The 21,143-nt window shown below is 42.6% G+C and carries 18 protein-coding genes; 8 read left to right on the top strand and 10 right to left on the bottom strand.

The genetic code is table 11. The features are described from left to right. The 5 genes from OQ5_RS0111490 to OQ5_RS0111470 all read right to left on the bottom strand — a co-directional run bounded on the left by OQ5_RS0111490 (position 1) and on the right by OQ5_RS0111470 (position 5,628). Positions 1 to 1,464, bottom strand: a complete 1,464-nt coding sequence (locus OQ5_RS0111490) for a UDP-N-acetylmuramoyl-L-alanyl-D-glutamate--2,6-diaminopimelate ligase (protein ID WP_016777637.1) — start codon at positions 1,462 to 1,464, stop codon at positions 1 to 3. Between the two features lie 7 nt (positions 1,465 to 1,471). After that, complete coding sequence (locus OQ5_RS0111485) at positions 1,472 to 3,502, bottom strand: penicillin-binding protein (RefSeq protein WP_255297510.1); 2,031 nt, start codon at positions 3,500 to 3,502, stop codon at positions 1,472 to 1,474. A 324-nt stretch (positions 3,503 to 3,826) separates the two neighbouring features. Continuing rightward, positions 3,827 to 4,228 carry an FtsL-like putative cell division protein gene (locus OQ5_RS0111480; protein ID WP_016777635.1) on the bottom strand — a complete coding sequence of 134 codons (402 nt, stop codon included), beginning with the start codon at positions 4,226 to 4,228 and terminating at the stop codon, positions 3,827 to 3,829. After that, the gene (gene rsmH / locus OQ5_RS0111475; protein WP_100221920.1) at positions 4,225 to 5,136 is read right to left on the bottom strand and encodes a 16S rRNA (cytosine(1402)-N(4))-methyltransferase RsmH; all 912 of its coding nucleotides are present in this window, start codon (positions 5,134 to 5,136) and stop codon (positions 4,225 to 4,227) included. Before rsmH ends, OQ5_RS0111480 begins: the two co-directional genes overlap by 4 nt. A 27-nt stretch (positions 5,137 to 5,163) precedes the next feature. Continuing rightward, positions 5,164 to 5,628: a division/cell wall cluster transcriptional repressor MraZ gene (locus tag OQ5_RS0111470; RefSeq protein ID WP_016777633.1), complete on the bottom strand. Its 465-nt coding sequence runs from the start codon at positions 5,626 to 5,628 to the stop codon at positions 5,164 to 5,166. Between the two features lie 753 nt (positions 5,629 to 6,381). On the opposite strand from OQ5_RS0111470, the gene OQ5_RS0111455 reads away from it, so the two are divergent. From OQ5_RS0111455 to OQ5_RS0111440, 4 genes are all read left to right on the top strand, one after another. Further along, positions 6,382 to 7,233, top strand: a complete 852-nt coding sequence (locus OQ5_RS0111455; RefSeq protein ID WP_016777630.1) for a 1-acyl-sn-glycerol-3-phosphate acyltransferase — start codon at positions 6,382 to 6,384, stop codon at positions 7,231 to 7,233. Between the two features lie 128 nt (positions 7,234 to 7,361). Continuing rightward, positions 7,362 to 8,309, top strand: a complete 948-nt coding sequence (locus OQ5_RS0111450) for a GNAT family N-acetyltransferase (RefSeq protein WP_016777629.1) — start codon at positions 7,362 to 7,364, stop codon at positions 8,307 to 8,309. Continuing rightward, positions 8,310 to 9,833 (top strand): dihydrolipoyl dehydrogenase family protein, encoded by a 1,524-nt coding sequence (locus tag OQ5_RS0111445; RefSeq protein ID WP_016777628.1) that lies wholly within the window; start codon positions 8,310 to 8,312, stop codon positions 9,831 to 9,833. Beyond that, entirely contained in the window at positions 9,830 to 10,990 is a 1,161-nt protein-coding gene (locus OQ5_RS0111440; protein WP_016777627.1) for a serine hydrolase domain-containing protein, read from the top strand. Before OQ5_RS0111445 ends, OQ5_RS0111440 begins: the two co-directional genes overlap by 4 nt. A 165-nt stretch (positions 10,991 to 11,155) precedes the next feature. Here the strand turns inward: OQ5_RS0111440 and OQ5_RS0111435 are convergent, their stop codons facing one another. The 4 genes from OQ5_RS0111435 to OQ5_RS0111420 all read right to left on the bottom strand — a co-directional run bounded on the left by OQ5_RS0111435 (position 11,156) and on the right by OQ5_RS0111420 (position 15,453). Further along, positions 11,156 to 13,060 carry an amidophosphoribosyltransferase gene (locus OQ5_RS0111435; protein WP_016777626.1) on the bottom strand — a complete coding sequence of 635 codons (1,905 nt, stop codon included), beginning with the start codon at positions 13,058 to 13,060 and terminating at the stop codon, positions 11,156 to 11,158. A gap of 92 nt (positions 13,061 to 13,152) precedes the next feature. After that, entirely contained in the window at positions 13,153 to 13,626 is a 474-nt protein-coding gene (locus OQ5_RS0111430; RefSeq protein WP_016777625.1) for an SPOR domain-containing protein, read from the bottom strand. 33 nt (positions 13,627 to 13,659) lie between these two features. Then, the gene (locus tag OQ5_RS0111425; protein ID WP_016777624.1) at positions 13,660 to 14,499 is read right to left on the bottom strand and encodes a universal stress protein; all 840 of its coding nucleotides are present in this window, start codon (positions 14,497 to 14,499) and stop codon (positions 13,660 to 13,662) included. Between the two features lie 201 nt (positions 14,500 to 14,700). Then, positions 14,701 to 15,453: a YebC/PmpR family DNA-binding transcriptional regulator gene (locus tag OQ5_RS0111420; protein ID WP_016777623.1), complete on the bottom strand. Its 753-nt coding sequence runs from the start codon at positions 15,451 to 15,453 to the stop codon at positions 14,701 to 14,703. Positions 15,454 to 15,777: 324 nt separating this feature from the next. Here OQ5_RS0111420 and miaB point away from each other — a divergent pair, with 324 nt between their 5' ends. The 3 genes from miaB to OQ5_RS0111405 all read left to right on the top strand — a co-directional run bounded on the left by miaB (position 15,778) and on the right by OQ5_RS0111405 (position 18,777). After that, on the top strand, positions 15,778 to 17,163 hold the full coding sequence (gene miaB / locus OQ5_RS0111415) for a tRNA (N6-isopentenyl adenosine(37)-C2)-methylthiotransferase MiaB (RefSeq protein ID WP_016777622.1): 1,386 nt from the start codon (positions 15,778 to 15,780) through the stop codon (positions 17,161 to 17,163). A gap of 5 nt (positions 17,164 to 17,168) precedes the next feature. Beyond that, a complete protein-coding gene (locus OQ5_RS0111410) occupies positions 17,169 to 17,519 on the top strand; it encodes a carboxymuconolactone decarboxylase family protein (protein WP_016777621.1) in 351 nt (116 codons plus the stop codon). 88 nt (positions 17,520 to 17,607) lie between these two features. Then, positions 17,608 to 18,777, top strand: coding sequence for a 1-acyl-sn-glycerol-3-phosphate acyltransferase (locus OQ5_RS0111405; RefSeq protein WP_016777620.1), 1,170 nt, complete (start codon positions 17,608 to 17,610; stop codon positions 18,775 to 18,777). A gap of 16 nt (positions 18,778 to 18,793) precedes the next feature. On the opposite strand, the gene aspS is transcribed toward OQ5_RS0111405, so the two are convergent. After that, the gene (aspS, locus tag OQ5_RS0111400; RefSeq protein ID WP_255297509.1) at positions 18,794 to 20,566 is read right to left on the bottom strand and encodes an aspartate--tRNA ligase; all 1,773 of its coding nucleotides are present in this window, start codon (positions 20,564 to 20,566) and stop codon (positions 18,794 to 18,796) included. Between the two features lie 124 nt (positions 20,567 to 20,690). Here aspS and OQ5_RS0111395 point away from each other — a divergent pair, with 124 nt between their 5' ends. Next, on the top strand, positions 20,691 to 21,137 hold the full coding sequence (locus OQ5_RS0111395; RefSeq protein ID WP_016777618.1) for a nucleoside deaminase: 447 nt from the start codon (positions 20,691 to 20,693) through the stop codon (positions 21,135 to 21,137). Positions 21,138 to 21,143: the final 6 nt, after the last annotated feature.

The raw sequence follows: 21,143 nt of genomic DNA, 5'->3' as shown, positions 1-21,143 counted from the left end.
TTATTGTTGTTGTTCAAAAAACTCCCTGATAATTTCACGATCATCAAAATGCGATCTTTTACCTTTTACTTCCTGATAAGTTTCATGCCCTTTGCCGGCCACTAACACAATATCTCCCGGACGGGCAATAGAACAAGCTGTGCGAATGGCCTCTTTCCGGTCGAGAATTGATAAAACTTTAATGCGCTCGGCAAAAGAGACCCCTTCCATCATCTGATCAATGATACTCTGTGGGTCTTCATCTCTGGGGTTATCAGAAGTTAATATTACTTTGGAACTGTTTTTAACCGCCTCGGCAGCCATTACGGGACGTTTCAGTGTATCTCTGTTTCCCCCTGCCCCAACTACTGTAATTAATACCTGCCCGGGCCTTCTGATTTTATTAATGGCCTCGAGAACATTTCTCAGGGCATCCGGCGTGTGTGCATAATCTACAACTCCGGTAATTCCATCGGCCGATCTGATAGCCTCGAATCGACCTCCTACCGGTTTCAAACGGCTCATAGCAATCAAAAGGTCTTTTTTACTCCATCCCAGTTCCCGGCCGGCACCATATACCGCCAACAGATTAGAGGCATTGAATCGTCCGACGAAAGGTGTCCAGAACTCTTCACCGTCAATTGACAGCTGCATTCCTTCAAATGCTCCTTCAACAATACGAGCCCGGTATGATGCCATCTCACGCAATGAATAGGTCTTTTTGCCGGCAGCGGTGTTTTGCAACATCACCCGCCCGTGTTTATCATCAATATTAGTGAGGGCAAAAGCCGATTCCGGAAGATCATCAAAAAATTTCTTTTTCACCCTGATGTACTCATCAAATGTCTTATGGTAATCGAGATGATCATGTGTAATATTGGAAAAGATGCCGCCCTTAAATTCCAGCCCGTCAATTCTTCCCTGATGAACAGCATGTGAGCTGACTTCCATAAAGCAATATTTGCAACCGGCTTCCACCATTTGATGCATCAGTCTGTTGAGTGTTACTATGTCAGGCGTGGTAAGGTTGGTCTCCAGTTTTCCTTCATCAACGTAATTGGCCAGCGTTGAACAGAGGCCTGCTTTATATCCTAAAATCTTAGCTGTATGATACAAAAGAGTAGCAATAGTAGTTTTACCGTTTGTTCCTGTAACACCCACCAGTTCCAGCTTTGATGACGGCGAATCGTAGTAATTTTTTGCAATTATGGATAGAGCACGGTGGCTGTCGTTCACTTTAATGAATACAATATTCGGATGATTTCCTTCAGGCAACTCCTCACAAACAACAGCAAGTGCCCCGGCCGAAACAGCATCCGGGATGAACACATGACCATCCACTTTTGTCCCTCGCAAGGCTACAAAAAGCGAGTGTGGTTCCACCTCACGGGAGTCGAAAGTAATATTATCCACGTAAGGATCGGTATCTCCGGTCTTTTCAACCCAATCAAGTCCCTGTATGCAATCCGATAGTTTTTTTCGCATGCTATGGTTATTCAAGATATATAACAATCGTTTGTCCTTTTTTCACAGGGGTTCCAGGCTCTATAGATTGTCTGGCAACCCTTCCCACACCACTGATGGCTACCTTCAATCCCCGATTCTCCAATACGGCGACAGCATCTTTGGCTCCCATTCCTTTGACCTGAGGCACAAGCGACCCGGGCAATGGTTTGGGACGAAACTTTACTGCATGCTCCATGGCCAGTGTGGAAACCCATTCCGTATTCAATTTACGGGACTGAACCGGAAAACCCAGTTCATCGAAAATAACAGACAGCTCATCCTCTGGGCCTCCTTTCGACCATGGAAAGACACCTTCGGTTATCTTCGGTTTGATTTCGTCGGGTGGCAGTTTTTCGTAACTCAAGGCATAAACCCTGTCGGCAATTTCGCGAAACACGCTACCTGCAACCACATTCCCGTAATAAACATCATTCGAGGGACTATTAACCGCAACAATACAGGAATACATCGGTCTGTCGGCAGGGAAATATCCCACAAACGAGGCAATGTATTGCACGCCTTCCTCACTTTGATAGCCACTTATCCCCCTGGCTATCTGTGCCGTTCCTGTTTTTCCGGCAATCTGATAAACATCATTTCTTATATTGGTGGCCGTACCCCGTTCAACAACGCCTTTTAACAAATCCTGTACCTTTTCGAGTGTGGCAACCGAACAGATGGAAGGATTCACTACCTCAGATTCAAACTCTCTCAAAATTTTTCCGTGCTGACTAATACCTTTGACAAACATTGGTTTTACCAACTTTCCATTATTGGCCACTGCATTGTAAAAGGAGAGTATCTGCAATGGGGTCATCTTCACCTCGTAGCCAATCGACATCCAGGGCAAGGTGACGCCCGACCAGGAAGTATCTCCGGGATACTTTATTACCGGCTTTCCTTCCCCTTTAATTTCTAAACCCAGCGGCTTATTTAATCCCATAGAATAGAGCCTGTCAACAAATCGTCTGGGATTATCCCGGTAGTTCTCAAAAATAATTTTAGAAATTCCTATATTGGAAGATTTTTCAAAAGCCTCGCGAACAGTAATCTTGCCAAATCCCCCATGATGGCTGTCACGCATAATACGATCGTAGTAACGATAGGCTCCGTTTCCCGTATCAATGGAATCGGTAAGCCTCACTTCTCCATCTTCCAGTGCAGCAATAATGGATGCAAGCTTAAATGTAGAACCCGGTTCAACAGCCTCACCAACAGCATAGTTAAAATGGTCTTCGATATACACATCAGGCTCACTTCGGTGAAGATTTACCATTGCCTTAACAGCCCCTGTTTCTACCTCCATCAGAATGGCAACGCCATGATGAGCGTCATGAAGTTGAAGCTGGTGCAGCAAAGATTGTTCGGCAACATCCTGAAGTTCAATATTCAATGTAGTAATCAAATTTTTCCCGTCATGAGGCGGAATTTCTTCTTCAGGAATCCAGCTGCCGGCAATTCGCTTCCAGGTACTGACACCATTGGTTCCTTTCAGAACATTATCATAGGCCCTTTCGAGACCCACCATACCGCCTTTTGACCTATCCCCATATAGTTTGCCAATAGTCCGGGCTGCCAGGGAACCAAAGGGAAGGCGACGTTCATCATACTGCTGGGGAATAAACCCTCCTGAATTTCTTCCCCTCCTGAAGATGGGAAATTCCCTGACTTCCTGAAGCTCAATATATGATATTTTACGCGGATGAACCAGGTGATATCTCTCTCCGTTCCTTCGAGCACGTATCAAATCATTTCTATAATAGGAAGCGGAACGGTCTCCAAAAAATTGCGATAAGCAAATAGCCAAACTGTCAATTTTAGCGTTGAACACCGCACTGGTCAAGCCATGAGCCCGTAAATCCATGTAAATACGATAGCTGGGAACCGAAAGAGATATTTTTTTCCCGTTTTCATCAAGAATATTTCCCCGGTTGGCTTCAATAACAATACTACTGCTTTCTAAGGTTTTTGCTTTTTCTTCCCATTTTGAAGCCTCAAAAATTTTAAGTTTAACCAATTCAAACAAAATAAAAAGCACAAGGCCCCCAAACATCAGATAAATAATGCCCAGCCTTAATAATATTTTTTGTTTTGATTGTCATATCCAATACAGTGGTTAGATTTTTTTAGATGCCAAATGCCAGAAAGACATGACTGATTTTAAACATCTTCTATAGTACAATACTCCGTTAAACTTCTACAGATGTCTGGTAATTAAATGTTTACACAATTAATGGCACAAATTACAACTCTCTCATAATAAAACCTTTGCGTCATTGCATCTGTGGGTTAGGCTTTATTTTAACTGACTATTGATAGTAAAAACCTTGCCATGCACACTTCATTCAATCTTTTTAACTTTCAGAATTCTTGGTGGTGTTTTTAATACCTCCAGTTCAATTCCTGCCTCATGTACTCTCTCCATTACTTCACTCTGTTTGCTCATATTCATCAGTTCTGACGAAGTAGTAATTGCCTCATATTTAAGTTCCTTAAGCTCATACATCAAATCGGCTTGCCGGTCCAGCAAATGTTCCATCTGGTAACGATTCCCGATATATAACACGGCAAGGAAAACAATAAAAGTCATAAATCCCCAATGCTGACCAAGGCCTTTGCCGGCCAGAAACCGTCCATGAAGGAATTCTTTAAACGAAATACCTTTTAATTCATTAAATTCCTCCTTCCCTGAAAGGAATTCATTTTCCCTGGTTTTCTGTTTTGATTTAAACCACCACTTCATAGTCTTTCAGCAATTCTGAGTTTAGCACTTCGCGCACGCGGATTTCTTAACACTTCACTTTCGGTCGGCATAACTGCTTTTCTTGTCACAGCCCGGAACGGAACCTTCCGGTTTCCGTAAATATCTGTTTCAGCCTGAGACGTGTCATAACGGCCCGAACGAATAAAATTCTTAACCATCCGGTCTTCCAGAGAGTGATAAGAAATAAAAACCATCCTTCCTCCTGGTTTTAACAGATCAGGAAGTTGCATCAGTAAATCCTGCAGGGCGGTCATTTCACTATTGACCTCTATCCGCAGTGCCTGAAAAACGCGTGCAAGGTATTTGCTACGCTCCTTCCGGGGGGCTGATTGTTCAGCAACTTCCTTCAACTGCAATGTATTTTCAAATGGCGAGACCTCACGGAATTGTAATACAGAACTTACCAATCGGCCTGGCTTTGCTATTTCTCCGTACATCTTAAAAACAGTAAATAGCCTCCCGGCCGGATAGTTATTCAAAACATCGGCCGCCGAGTGCTTTATCCCAGGCGACATCCGCATATCCAGCGGGCCGTCAAACCGAAAAGAAAATCCTCGCTCAGGTGCATCAAAATGATGCGAAGAAACTCCTAAATCGGCCAATACCCCGTCAATACTTGAAATTCCGAGGTAATCAATGAAGTTCTCCAGATACCGGAAATTATGCTTTACAAGGGTAAAACGTTTATCTTCCAACGCATTCTCCCAGGCATCAGCATCCTGATCAAAAGCAATCAATCGCCCTTTGCTGCCCAAACGTTCCAGTATTGAGCGGCTGTGTCCGCCTCCACCAAATGTCAGGTCAATATATACCCCTGACGGATCAATGTTTAACCCGTCGACTGCGACTTCCGGCAAAACCGGTGTATGGTATTGATCTGACATCATTGCTTTAAATTTAATGCAAAATTACCATCAATTATCCTCTCCCGGGTGACTATCTCCCAATATTTTTTCGGCCAGATTACCAAGTTCTTTATGGGAAAGGCTGCCATCCATATAACTCCCTTTATCCCAAATTTCTACACACCTGTCAACGCCAAGCAGGACAACCTCACGTTCAATACCTGCCTGTTCCAGAAGACGTTTTGGAATAAGAAAACGGCCGTTACCATCAAGAGAAATTTCGGCAGAACCCCTAAAAAAATGCCTGAGAAATCGATTGTGCTCGCGATTGTAAGGATTCAATCCCGTTCGGATGCGTGCCAGCTCTTCTTCCCAAACTGAAAAAGGATAAAGAACAAGACATGGTTCAAATAAATCCTTACGTACAATCATACGCAGATCGCCCTCCCCCAACACCTTTTTAAAAGCTGAAGGAAAAACGATGCGCCCTTTGGCATCCGTCTTGCACTCGAAATCGCCAATGAATGTGAACATTACAGTTTGGGTAATATTTGCGTAAAACTACAATTTTTTTAAACCACAATCAACCACTTTGAGCCACTTTTTTACACTTTTTGACGAAAAACTCATTACTCTCATCAAAAATTCACAATTTTTGGTTATTTAGTGCGTGTCTATAAAGTAGGAAAAGATTCCTACTTATCATGTGTCTGTTCAGAAAGTTCCATTTGCAAGGCTTGCGAAGCCGCCAAAAACGGAGTTTACTTTTCGTAAATGAGTATTTTGGCGGCAAGCGTAACACAGCAAATGGTAGTTTATGGACAGACACTATTTAAATATCTTGTTCACGTCGCACTTGTCGAAGTCGCATCACAAATTTTAAACACCGGCATCGCTTTAAACAAAAAAACAACCTCATCTGAGGCTGCAACAATCCGCTCGTGGGTGATTCCACGACTTTGATAAATCAGTCTGCCTGAATCAAAGCAGAAAAAACCCGCATTTTTTGTAATATTGCCCTTTCAAAAGAAGGTTTGAACGTTAGGTTTTTAGATGTAAGATTTCTGCCTTTCAGGAGGCAGACAAAATCATCCATACAGTATTGAAATAGTGCATTTTAGAAGACAAAACCTATAATTACCCAAGTTCTTGCAAGCAATTGTTTTGCAGTCTATTAAAAAGTGAAACGGAGTATTGTCCATGACAAATTGAATTCTCCGATCGCAAAGATCAGGAACAACATTAATAACCCGGGCTGATTTTCTGTTACTTTTAATCGTTATAGAAGTGGAAACAAACAGTACACCAAACAATCAGGGAAATAAACTCTTAATTGATGTTGAACAGGTTTTTGCCAGTAAAAATCCTGCTCTTCTCAAAATCATTCCCAAATTCGTGATCAATTATCTGAAACGGATTGTTCATCAGGATGAGATCAATAAGTTTTTGTCGGAAAAAGGTCATTTAAAAGGGGCAAAATTTGGTCGTGCCATACTGGATGATTTGTTTGGGGCAAAATATACAACCATTGGTCTGGACAAGCTTCCATCGGAGGGACGATTTATCTTTGCCAGTAATCACCCGCTTGGAGGGCTTGATGGTATTGCTCTGCTGGTTGCGGTTAGTGAAAAATTCGCCGATTTGAAATTTCCCGTAAATGATATTCTTCTGAATCTGAAACCACTTGATAACATCTTCGTACCTGTCAACAAACACGGAGGACATTCGAAAGATGCTGCGAGACTGATAGAAGAAGCCTACAAATCGAATGCACAGATACTAATGTTTCCTGCCGGATTGGTCAGTCGTAAACAAAAAGGAATCATCCGCGATCTGGAATGGAAAAAGAACTTTGTTCGAAAAGCAATTCAGCATCAACGTGACATAATTCCGGTACATATTACCGGCCGCAACACCAATTTCTTTTACAGGCTCGCCAATTTAAGAAAATTACTGGGTATAAAATCAAACATTGAGATGCTGTATTTACCAGATGAAATGTTCAAGCAATTCAATGAAAATCTGACCATTCGTTTTGGAGAGCCTATTTCGTGGAAGACCATTAAAGAAACCGGGGATTTGGAAACATGGGCCCGGAAAATAAAAGATATGAGCTACGAACTGGCAAAAAACCATTAATTTTGTAAAAACCTTGCCGCCCGGTTCTAAATTGACAGGCTTACACCCCGGTTTTAGGGTTTATTTATCTTTAAAGAAAGTTTGTCTTGTTCATATTTTATTTTGCGAATCGCAACAAAAAAAGATAGATGGAAAACAAGCCAATTATTCCACCCGTACCAAGAGAAGAGCTGGAAGCAGAACTTACGCAAGACCTTTTTGTGCGGTATACCAACAAAGGCGAGAACAAAATTTATGATTTTACCGCCAACGAAGCACCTGCTTTAATGAGGGAAGTCGGCCGGTTACGTGAAGAATCTTTTCGTTCAGCCGGTGGAGGAACCGGAAAAGATTGTGATGTTGATGATTACGACACCGGAAGTGATCCTTATCATCAGCTTATTGTTTGGGACCCCAAAGCGCGTGAAATTCTTGGGGGATACCGTTATATAATGTGTGATACAGTTAAACCGGACGCCGAAGGCAAAGTCCATTTGGCCACGGCCAGAATGTTTCACTTTTCCGAAAAATTCATCCGGGAATATTTGCCGAAAACAATAGAGTTGGGGCGTTCGTTTGTTCAACCTCAGTATCAGTCGAGCAAAATGGGCTCGAAGAGTCTGTATGCGCTTGACAATTTATGGGACGGGTTGGGCTCACTGATCATCAATCATCCCCAAATGGAGTTTTTCTTCGGTAAAGTAACCATGTACACACACTCCAATCCTAAAGTCAGAAGCCTCATCAGGGCATTTATGGACAAGTATTTTAACGACCCCGACAACCTCGTTTATCCATATAATCCGGTAAAAAGCTCACTTACCGAGAGTGAAGTGAAGGAGATTTTTTCCGGTGATTCTTTTGCCGATGACTACAGAATATTAAGTAAAACTGTCAGAGAACTTGGAGAAAACATTCCCCCTCTCATCAATGCATACATGAATCTTTCCCCTTCCATGCGAACATTCGGGACTGCTGTGAACGAGCGTTTCGGGGATGTTGAAGAAACGGGTATCATTATTACCATCAAAGAGCTTTACCAGGCAAAAATAAGCAGACACGTACACAGTTACAAACCAAACGAACCACATGAATAAATGATGGCCGGGCAGAAACCATATCATTTCGATCTGGTGGTAATTGGCAGTGGCCCGGGAGGGTTTGCTGCTGCCAACAGAGCATTAGACTTCGGACTAAATGTTGCCCTTATCGAAAAGAAACACCTGGGTGGCACAGGTATCATAAATGGTGTTCTGACATCGAAGACAATGTATGAATTATCGATGGATTATGCTGTTGCTGCCCGCATTGATCGTGGTTACCGGGCCAGCGCTCTTTCGGTTGACTTCGGACAGGTTCGAAACACGGTACTTGAAGCTGCAAGGGAAAAGCAATATCAAATGCGGAGTCAGATAGAGACCTTTACCAACAAATCCGAAAAGGGAAATCTCAGTTTAATAACAGGTCATGCCCGTTTCATTAACGCAACCACAATCGAGGTTGAAGAAAAAAGCAATCGCCTGATAATAAAAGGAACCCATTTCATCATTGCTACAGGCTCAAGGCCTAGAGAATACCCCGGACTCAAAACCGACGGGAAACGTATCATCACCTCCAATGATATCTTATCACTTTCCGAATTCCCCGGACGCCTGCTTATTATCGGTTCAGGCATTATTGGCTGCGAATTCGCGACCATATTTTCCAACTTCAAGCAAACACAGGTACATTTGCTCGACAGAGCCAACAGAGTGCTCCCATACGAAGACGATGATCTGAGCCGATTTGTTGCCCAAAGCCTTGAAGATAATGGTGTCATTATTCACCACACCGCTCAAATGAGATGTATCAGGGAATATCCGCGGCACCTGGAAGTGGTATTGGACTACGATGCCGGACACAGCAAGGTAATCGAGGTTGATGTGGCCTTTATAGCTATCGGCAGAATTCCGAATACCGATGATCTTGGGCTTGAAAACCTGGGCATCAGGCCTGATAAACGGGGAATTATTTCCACAACCGAAACAGGTAAAGTGATTAATTCAAGAGAACTATCAAACATTTATGCCGTTGGTGACATTACAGGCCACGCTCAGCTATACAGTGTGGCCGAATTTGAAGGAAGGCTGGCGGTGGAAGACATCATGGGAAATATTTGTTACAAACCCGACTATTCCAACATGTCAACGCTGATGTTCTTCAAACCTGAGGTAGCTGCTGTCGGAGCCAACGAAAAAACACTTCAGAAAAAAGGCATCGGATACAAAGCGGTATACTACTCCAACCACCTCGTTAACAGGGCTATAGCAATGCGAAACACCAACGGATTTGTAAAAATTCTGGTCAGCAACGACGATAAACAACGTATACTTGGTATGAGAGCCGCCGGGCCACAGGCTTCAGCTTTTATCGTAGCCATTGCTCATCTCATAAACCAGGGAAACAGCGTAAGCGAGGTGTTAAGAATATTCTATCCGCATCCCAGCATTACAGAAGGTATCCAGGAAAGCATGAGGGCACTGGCTTCAAAATCCATCTATAAGCCTGTTGCTTTTCCTGAAAATATTATCGTGAGCGAATGGAATCCGGGGGATCCTGTAACACAAACATTGAAGCAATGAGAAAAACAGGAAACAGAAAAAACAGAACATTCAGAAGTATAATTATCTTCATCGTGGCAATCACAGCCACCTATACACTCCTTCCTGACTACCTGCAAAAAGGCCTGATTTATTTCACCCCTGATATTGATGACTACAAGATATTCGACAACCGGGAGGTAAAAACAGGAATGCCTGCAAACTGGGCTGTTTCCGAAAGATATAACAACATTGATGTACCGCCAACATTGACCGATTCTCTGGAAAAATACAATACAGTTTCTTTCCTTGTTATTCAAAACGACTCGTTACTTTTTGAAAAATACTGGAATGATCATACCGAAACTACAATTTCAAACTCGTTTTCAATGGCCAAAAGTATCGTTTCACTTATGGTTGGATGCGCCATTGACGATGGTTACATTAAAAGTCTTGATGAAAAAGTAAAACCCCATCTTCCCTGGCTCACCGGGCCGCATAGCCACGAGCTAACCATCAGACACTTACTGACAATGAGCTCCGGATCGAGCTGGGATGAAAGTTATTCTTCCCCCTTCTCCATAACCACACAGGCTTATTACGGGCGAAATCTAAACAAAACCATCCGTAAGGTAGAGATTATCAATCACCCGGGGATAGTCTTCAAATACAGAAGTGGAGACACACAAATTATTGAGCGTCTTCTGCATAGAGTAACAGGGATGAGCATTTCAGAGTATGCATCAAAAAAATTGTGGCAACCGCTTGGAGCTGAAGTTCCTGCATTATGGTCGCTCGACAAAAAAGAGGGAATTGAGAAAGCCTATTGCTGCTTTAACAGTAATGCCCGCGATTTTGCCCGTATTGGAAATCTTGTTTTAAATGAAGGCGAATTTCGGGATACAAAGATTGTTTCGGCAAACTATATCAAAGAAATGATTCAGCCTGTAAGCTACCTGACTGACAAAGATGCAAAAATGGTAGATTATTATGGCCTGTCATGGTGGATTGTTGAATACAACAACATGAAAATACCTTATGCAAGAGGTATATTAGGGCAATATATTTTTGTTATTCCAAAGCATAATGCCATAGTTGTCAGGCTGGGACACAAAAGAAGCAATACCTACCGCCACCATCATCCTACCGATGTTTTTACATGGCTTAACACGGCTTTTACCATACTTGAAGAGAATTAGTGGCCGTCTATAAATTACGCAAAAGTCGTTTCTGGTCATGTGTCTGTTCAGAAAGTGTCATTTACAAGGCTTGCGAAGTCCGAAAATACAGAGTTTACTCATCGTAAATGAGTAATTTTCGGACGAGCGTAACACAGTAAATGGCACTTTATGGACAGACACTAATCAATAGGCCCTTCCGTTAATCCCTTCAATGAAATTGATGAAGGAAGTATTCACCACTTTATTACCCCCGGGAGTAGGATAATTTCCAGTAAAATACCAATCGCCCTGATCATTGGGGCAGGCTTTATGAAGATTTTCAACTGTCTGATAAACAATCTCCACTTCTGCATCAATATCTTCCGGCTTTAGCATTTCTGCTATTTTTGAAGATATCTGTTCATCGGTAAAAGGTCTGTAAATTTCCTTAACGTAATTCACAATTTCTTCCTTTGGCAGATATTGCTGTTCCTTACACTGCCTGTAAACCTCATCGATGACATGACCACGGCCCGAATCTTTTAAAAGCTCAATAGCAGCTGAAAAAGCGCAAAAATCCTTTAACCTTGCCATATCGATTCCATAACAATCGGGATAACGGATTTGCGGAGCAGAGGAAATAATAATAATTTTTTTCGGATGCAGCCTGTCTAAAATTTTGAGAATGCTCCGTTTTAATGTAGTGCCTCTCACAATAGAATCGTCAATGATGACCAGAGTATCCACCCTGTTTTTAACAATTCCGTATGTAACATCATAAACGTGCGCCACCAGGTCATCGCGACTGTTGTCGTCTGCAATGAATGTGCGCATTTTTACATCTTTAATGGCCACTTTCTCAATACGGGGTTCAAGAGCAAGAATTTCCGTCACCTTATCTTTGGTCAGGTCTTCCTGTTTCAAAGCAAGAATCCGATTGGCTTTTACCTTGTCCAGATGTTCGCGTATGCCTTCCATCATCCCGTAAAATGCCGTTTCGGCAGTATTCGGGATATATGAAAAGACCGTATTTTCAAGGTCCCATTCTATTTTATCAAGAATAATCGGAGATAGCAATCGTCCCAGTTCTTTCCGTTCCTTATAAATATCACGATCGCTTCCGCGCGAAAAATATATCCTCTCGAAGGAGCACGATTTTCTTGTTTGTGGGACAGCCACCATTTCTTCACTGATGCGGCCGTCTTTTTTGATAATCAACGCATGACCGGGTTGTAATTCTTTGACCTCAACCGAACGAATGTTTAAAGCCGTTTGGATAACAGGTCTCTCTGAAGCAACAACAACCAGCTCATCATCGGCATAATAGGATGCCGGCCGGATACCCCATGGATCGCGGGTTACAAAAGCATCGCCGTGTCCGAGCAAGCCGGCTATAACATATCCCCCATCCCAGCGCCGGCTCGACCTTTCCAGCACCTTTCTTATATCGAGGTCGCGTTCTATCAGGGCGGATATTTCTTTATTCGAAAAACCCTCGTTTTTGAACTGCCTGAACAGCAACTGGTTTTCCTCATCAAGAAAGTGCCCCATATTTTCGAGCATCGACTCCGTATCGGTATAATCTTTGGGATGCTGACCAAGTTCAATGAGCGTCTTAAATATCTCATCAACATTGGTAAGATTAAAATTTCCGGCCAGCACAAGGTTCCTTGAACGCCAGTTGTTTTCGCGCATTACGGGATGGACATAATCAATACTGTTGTTACCGAAAGTACCATATCGAAGATGCCCCAGATACAGTTCCCCTGCAAAAGGAAGATTCTCCTTTGCCCAAACCGGATCATTTAATAATTCCGGATGATGTTCATATACCGCATCGAAATTACTGTGGATGGCAGAAAAGACTTCCTGAATAGGATTGCCCTCGTTGGAGCGCTGACGGGAAAGATACTTCTTCCCGGGTGGCTGGTTAAATTTCAAACTTACAACCCCTGCCCCGTCCTGACCACGATTGTGCTGTTTCTCCATAAGAAGATACAACTTATTCAAACCGTATCTCCATGAACCATATTTCTTCTGGTAATAATTCAGCGGTTTCAAAAGCCGGATCAGCACAATGCCACACTCGTGTTTTACCTGGTCGCTCATATTTATTTCAGAAAAGAAGATGCAAATTTATTGCAATTTATCGAAAAGACCAATCAACAAAAAAGCCCGTTGGAGCACAAACGGGCCTGCGTTTATTTAAAAGCTCTTAAAGGAATATCATTGGTCTTTACCACATAACAGGCAGGAAATAATTTCCTGAGTTTTTCAAGCAAAGGTAAAGCTTCATGTTTGTGCCTGAAACTCCCCACTCGAACACGCCAAAAGGGAGCGCTGTATTCTATAAAAATGCGCTCATCGGGAAATTCCGATAAAACTTTGGCTTTTACATCAAGAGCCTCCTGGCGTGCTTTGCTTCCAACTCCGCTGAATAACTGAACCCTGAAACCTTCCACTCCGGCAGTCCTCCTGTTCATCGCGATATGGGTCGCAACCAGACCTTCCATTCGTTCCGACTGTTCAATGGTGATAATGCCTTTACCATCCTCGGTCTTTTCTAACCGGTCAAAAATATCCGTTTCGGAAGACAAATTTCCGCCGGGCAACTGGGCTATCCCTTCAAAAACAATCACAATCAAAAAGACAGCTGCTAATGAATAACGCTTCATGCTGATTTTCTTTTGATCGCAAAGGTACAATTTTTATTCCTTTACAGGAACAACCAGTACCGGGATATCTGAAATATTGAGAAGCTCATTTGCAAAAGGCCTGAAGAAACTCTCAAAAGGATGAATGGACTTATTAAGATGAATGGCTATCACTGTAGCAGATTTATTGTGCGCTAGTTCGAGGATGTTTTTGGCCTGCCCTCCCCAACGAAACGGCACAATGTTGACATCCAAATCGGTGTTGCTTTTTATGTATCTTTCAGCCTGTTTTGCATATATATCGCTTCGGCCGGGAATCAGCCACTTTGATTTTTTCTGAAGAGCAATAATCTCTATACCAGCTTTCAGAAGTTTGGCAAATCCCGTAACAATCGGCACAATCTTACGCGTCAGTTTATTATCGTCAAGCGGCAATAAGATTTTATGTGGTGATTCCCATTTCATCTCTTTCCTGATGGTAAGAACAGGGCAGGGTGCATGCGAAACCAAACGATAGGCATTACTTCCAAGCCATTTGTCTTCAACCCCTGAAACACCATGAGTTCCCACTACAATTAATGAAGCATCATCGTATCTGGCCTGATTGTTAATTTCCCGGACAACATTTCCTTCACGTATTTTATAGTCGAACTCACCATTGTAAACCCTGTAATCCCCTGAAAATCTCTCAATCAGATGCTCAAGCCACTGTCCTGCCTGACCCATTAACCGGGACTCGGGATTATCTCCTAAAAATTCGGGTGCGTATTTCTGACCGGTCTGAACATGAATAATCCTCAATGCTGAATGAAGCTGATTGGAAAGTTCAACAGCCACCTGGAGAGCAAACACAGAGTTCTCTGAAAAATCAATGGGTACAAGTATTCTTTTCATTCGTATAAAATTTAATTAGTGTCTGTCCGTAAAGTACCTTTTGCTGTGTTACGCTCGTCCGAAAATCACTCATGTAGGATGAGTAAGCTGCGTTTTTAGCGGCAAGCGTACCGCAGCAAATTGTACTTTACGGACGGACTAATTACAACGACCTAATATACGTAATATACTATAAAGTAGTTGCATAAGACCCGAAAATTCTCACTCTGACTCAAGTGTTTTTGCAAGTTCATCGGTCATTTCAAGATTGTGATAAACATTCTGAACATCTTCATTATCTTCAAATTCATCTATCATGCGAAGGAACTTTTTTGCCGTCTCCAGATCCAATTCTTTATAGCTGTTAGGAATTCTCTGAAGGCTTGCATTTTCAACCTGAACGCCCAGTTCGTCCAGTTTCTTCTGAACGGCTCCAAAATCCTCCATTTCAGTTGTAACTACAATCAGCTCGTCGTCCATCTCTATCTCCTGAGCCCCTGCATCGATAAGTTCAAGTTCCAGTTCCTCAAGGTCCATATCGTCCCTTTTTACAATCTGAAAAACCCCCTTGCGATCAAAAAGGAAACTCAGTGATCCATTTGTTCCAAGACTCCCCCCCCTCTTGTTAAAGATGGAACGAACAGCACCCACCGTCCTGTTATTATTATCGGTCATGCACTCCAAAAAAACAGCAACGCCTCCCGGGCCGTAACCTTCGAAAGTGATTTCCTGAAAACTTTCGCCTCCAACTTCAGCAGCCTTAGCAATAGCCCTGTTAATGTTGTCTTTAGGCATATTGACCGATCGTGCATTTTGCACCGCCAACCGGAGCCTTGGATTGGTTTCGGGATCGGGGCCACCTTCTTTTACTGCAACCTGAATTTCCTTGGTTATCCGGGTAAACATTTTTGCTCTTTTTGCATCCTGGGCCCCTTTGCGATGTTTTATATTTGCCCATTTACTGTGTCCAGCCATATAGTAATTTGTTTTTTATTGATTAATAGTTCGTTCCACATTTCACTACAGATCGCCCGAGCTTTAGATCAATAGATCGCTATATTTTCAGATTTTTTTCTTTAATCCGGCAAAATATTATTGAAAAAGCACCTGTAAACCTTTTATTTCAGGCTGTATTTCACAAAACCGGCTAAAACGGAATGCAAAGGTACGAAAAACGGAAAATCCACACAAGCAACTGATATTATTCATCTTACGACTTAAAAGCGTAATTCATCTACTTTACAATTACTTGGGGAAACCATGCATAAACATTAAATTTGCACCCTCATAAATTTTGCAATGGAAAACAGCAAACAGCATAACGTTGATACAATGGAGGCCGTTCTGTCGTATGGTAAGGACGAAAAAAAATTATACATAGAAACTTACGGCTGCCAGATGAATTTTGCCGATAGTGAAGTAGTGGCTTCCGTGATGCAAATGGACGGCTATGAAACAACAACCGAATACGCACAGGCAGATGCCATATTTATCAATACATGCTCTATTCGTGAAAACGCTGAGCAAAGAGTACTGGGGCGTATTAAGGAATTAAAAGCACTCAAAAAGAAAAAACCCGGGCTCATATTGGGCATTATTGGCTGCATGGCAGAGCGTGTCAAAGACAGTCTTTTTGAAGAAGGAGCCGATCTGGTGGCAGGCCCCGATGCTTATCTTGACTTGCCCAACCTTGTAAGCATGGCCGAGAAGGGACAAAAAGCCATAAATGTTGAACTTTCCAGAACTGAAACATACCGCGACATCATTCCCAAAAGACTGGGTCCCGACAAAATTTCAGCTTTTGTTAGCATTATGCGCGGATGCAATAATTTTTGCACCTACTGCGTGGTTCCCTATACAAGAGGAAGAGAAAGAAGCCGCGACCCCCTCAGCATAAAAAAAGAAATTGAAGGCCTTTTAGAAAAAGGATATAAAGAAATCACACTTCTGGGACAAAACGTAAATTCTTTCCTTTACAAGGAGAAGAACTCAACTATGAATTTCCCGGAATTACTGGATTTTCTGGCCAAGGAATTCCCTGAAACCAGAATTCGCTTCACCACATCGCATCCAAAGGATATGAGTGATGACACCCTGAAGGTAATGGCCCGTCATCAGAATCTATGCAAACACATACATTTACCGCTGCAATCGGGATCGAGCAGGATATTGAATCTGATGAACAGAAAATATACTGCCGAATGGTATAAATCAAGGGTTGAAGCCATAAAAAACATTCTCCCCGGCTGTGGAATAACAACCGATGTATTTTGCGGCTTCCATTCCGAAACCGAAGAGGATCACCGGCAAACCCTGGAGCTTATGACATGGGCGGGCTTCGACATGGCTTATATGTTTAAATACTCCGAACGTCCGGGAACCTATGCCCAAAAAAAGTTGCCCGACAATGTACCGGAAGAAGTTAAAAGTCGCCGGCTCAGTGAAATTATTGAATTACAGAACCAACTATCGCTCCGGAGCAACCAAAAAGATATCGGCAAAACATTTGAAGTACTGACAGAAAGTATTTCCAAAAAGTCGAAGGACGAGTTCGTTGGCAGAACTTCGCAGAATAAAGTAGTGGTTTTCCCTAGAAGCGGTTATAAAACAGGCGACATCGTGAATGTGAAAATTACAGAAGTTACACAAGCCACTCTGAAAGGCATCCCAACCGGAAACAAATAAACTCCATGAACGAACAGATAAAAAAATTCAGGGACTTTCGTTCCCGAATGAATGAACGAATTCTTTCTCACGATAACCTTGTGTTGAAACGGTTATTCAATCTGGACACCAACACCTACAAAGAAGGTGCGCTGCCGGAAAAGACAAAAGAGATGCTCGGGTTGGTTGCATCAATGGTGCTGAGATGCGACGATTGCATAAAATATCATTTGGAAAAATGCTATGAACAGGGAATTTCAACACCGGAAATGATGGAAATATTTTCCGTCGCCAATATTGTCGGCGGAACAATTGTAATTCCGCACACCCGCAAAGCCATGGAATACTGGGATATTCTTTGCAACGAAGAAAGCTGAAGAGCGCCATAATCAAAAATATAAAGACCTTATAATTTCGAAAACCGGCATGTTTAAGTAATTTTGTCTATAAACCAAAAAGTCAAAAATGACCAAAGAACTGGATTTTGAATCGATACGGCCCTACCAGGACCATGAAATTCAACAGGTATTTGAACGACTAAAAAAGGAGACCTCATTCATTGAACTCATCGGTTTTCTTTATCCGGAATTGCCTGCTCAGAAATTCCTTGACAAAATGATGCAAATCAAGAGCATCAGGCAATTTCAACAGGAGGTAATATCTCCCTATGTCAAAGAAATCATCAAAAACACAACCAGGGGAGTAACCTCCGAAGGTCTGGATCATCTTAATCCGGATGAAGCCTATCTTTATATCTCCAATCATCGGGATATCGTTCTTGATCCCGCCATACTGAATGTCATTCTTTTCGAGAATGGCTTTGACACTACCGAAATTGCTATCGGAGATAATCTCTTGATTTATCCCTGGATAACCGATCTGGTAAAACTCAACCGTACTTTCATCGTAAAGCGAAATCTTCCGGTTCGCCAAATGCTCGAAAATTCAACCCTGCTTTCTGAATATATAAGACATACACTTACAAAGGTTGGAAACAGTATTTGGATCGCTCAACGCGAAGGCCGCTCGAAAGACGGAAACGACAGAACCCAGCTAAGCTTGCTAAAAATGCTGAATATCAGCGGAAAAAATGAATCGGTGGCCGAAAACTTCAAAGAACTCAAAATTGTGCCGGTCTCTATTTCTTATGAATACGACCCCTGCGACTATCTCAAGGCGCTCGAGTTTCAACACAAACGCGACAATCCCGATTATGTCAAAACCTCCGAGGACGACCTGAAACACATGGGTGCCGGCCTTAGTGGCAGGAAAGGGCGTGTTCATTTTTCTTTCGGGCAGCCCATTGGAAATGAATTCGACCAGATTAAAGATGTACAAAACAAGAATGAAAAATTTGAATATCTGGCCCGGCTGATAGATAAACATGTACATGAAAATTACAAACTCTGGCCCGGCAACTGGGTAGCCTGGGATATGCTCAACGAAAACAACGAATACAGCAATAAATACTCATCCGAAGAAAAACAGGTATTCCTCGATTATATTGAAGAACATCTCGACCGTATTGAAGGAGGGGAAGGAGACAGAGACTTCCTCAGAAAAACACTGTTCGAGATGTATGCCAACCCGGTTGCTAATAAGCGGGATTTGTTGGGGAAATCTGTTCTGGAATAAATCCCATTGAAGAGATTTACAAAACTCTCTTTTTTGCTTCCCCTTTTAACTCGATCATCAGCTCATCCAGCTGTTCCTTGCTAATAGGCGAGGGTGCATCATTCATTATATCCCTGCCTGCATTGTTTTTTGGAAAGGCAATTACCTCCCTGATGGAGTCCATTCCGGCAAACAAAGAAACCCAACGGTCGAAACCAAAAGCCACCCCTCCATGTGGAGGTGCACCATATTTAAAAGCATTCATCAGGAAACCAAACTGGCTTTCAGCCTCTTCTTCTGTAAAGCCTAGTACCTTAAACATTTTCTGCTGTAATACATCGTTGTGAATACGTATCGACCCTCCCCCTATTTCAACTCCGTTAATAACAAGGTCATAAGCATTCGCTCTCACCGCACCGGGATCAGAATCCAGCAATTCAATATCCTCCTCTTTGGGCGAAGTAAAGGGATGGTGCATGGCATAATAACGTTGTGTTTCCTCATCCCATTCAAGTAGAGGGAAATCCACTACCCAGAGCGGTGCAAACTTATTCTTATCGCGTAAACCGAGACGATTGCCCATTTCCAGTCTTAACTCACCAAGTGCTGTCAGTGTTTTATTTTTATTGCCGGCAAGGATCAGCAGTAAATCGCCCGGCTTGGCGTTACACATTTCGCACCATTGTTTGAAATCATCTTCCCCAAAAAACTTGTCAACAGAGGTCTTAAAAGTACCGTCCTCATTATATTTCACATAAACAAGTCCTTTGGCACCAATCTGTGGACGCTTAACAAAGTCGGTCAACTGGTCAAGTTCTTTTCTGCTGTATTTGGCACAGTTCCCTGCACAAATGGCTCCTGTGTATTCAGCATCATCAAAAACCCTAAACCCTTTACCTGAGGCAACTTCGGTAATATCAACAAAGCGCATTTCAAAACGAATGTCCGGTTTATCGGTGCCATAATATTTCATGGCATCGGCATAGGACATCCTCGGAAAATCACCAGTTATGTCAATATTCCTTACAGATTTAAAAAGATGCTTCGTAAGTCCTTCAAACGTTTTTAAAACATCTTCCTGATCGACAAACGACATTTCACAGTCGATCTGTGTAAATTCCGGCTGACGGTCGGCCCGGAAATCTTCATCCCGGAAACATTTGACAATCTGAAAATAACGATCGTACCCGGCAACCATTAAAAGCTGTTTAAAGACCTGAGGTGACTGGGGTAAAGCATAAAACTGCCCGGGGTTTAGCCGCGAAGGAACAACAAAGTCGCGTGCCCCCTCGGGGGTTGACTTCATAAGTATCGGTGTTTCGATCTCAATAAAGTTCTGATCACTCAGGTATTTTCTTACCTCCAGAGCCATTTTATGTCTTAACTCAAGAGCTTTACGGGCGGGATTACGCCGAAGGTCAAGGTATCTGTATTTCATCCGGAGTTCCTCACCACCGTCGGTTTCATCTTCAATGGTAAACGGAGGAAGATCGGCAGAATTGAGAACCTTGCAGGAATCGAGGAGGATTTCAATTTCGCCGGTGGGAATTTTGGTATTCTTGCTACTTCGCTCAGCTACTTTACCTGTTACCTGCACCACATACTCCCGACCCAGTTCCTTCACCTGGCGGCTTAAAGCATTATTATCTTCATTATTAACCACCAATTGGGTAATGCCATAACGGTCGCGAAGATCGATAAAAGTCATTCCCCCAAGATTCCTCAATCGCTGAACCCATCCGCTCAAGGTCACGGTTTTGCCTGCATCAGATAATCTTAATTCTCCACAAGTATGTGTTCTGTACATCATTATACGGTTTGAGGGAGCCAAATTCACTCCCGGTTCTGCATGAAAAACTGATTTTACAATATCTTTGCGAAAATATAAAGAAAAACAGAAACTGCTGTAAAGCTTTTAAAAAAGGTATCAAATTATGGGAAAAATTGATTTTACCGACCAATATTTCATGAAACAAGCTCTTCAACAAGCCCGGGAAGCCTTTGACAAAGACGAAGTACCTGTGGGGGCAGTGATCGTTAGCGAAGGGGCCATCATTACCAAAGCACACAACATGACAGAAACTCTAAATGATGTTACGGCGCACGCAGAAATGCTTGCCATTACCGCAGCATCCGAACAACTCGGGAGTAAATACCTCAACAATTGCACTTTGTATGTAACACTTGAACCTTGTACAATGTGTGCCGGCGCTCTTAACTGGGCACAAATCGGGAAAATTGTATATGGTGCCGCGGACGAAAAAAGGGGTTACAGAAGACTGAACCCATTGCCACTTCATCCAAGAACAGAAATAATTGGCGGAGTTTTGGAATCGGAATGCACGCAATTGGTAAAACAATTTTTTGCCACCAAACGATAAAAAAGT

Source organism: Anaerophaga thermohalophila str. Valhall (genome assembly GCF_000250735.1).
Taxonomy (GTDB): domain Bacteria; phylum Bacteroidota; class Bacteroidia; order Bacteroidales; family Marinilabiliaceae; genus Anaerophaga; species Anaerophaga thermohalophila_A.
Note: the sequence above shows the minus strand (reverse complement) of the source record. Positions and strands in the feature narration are given on the sequence as shown.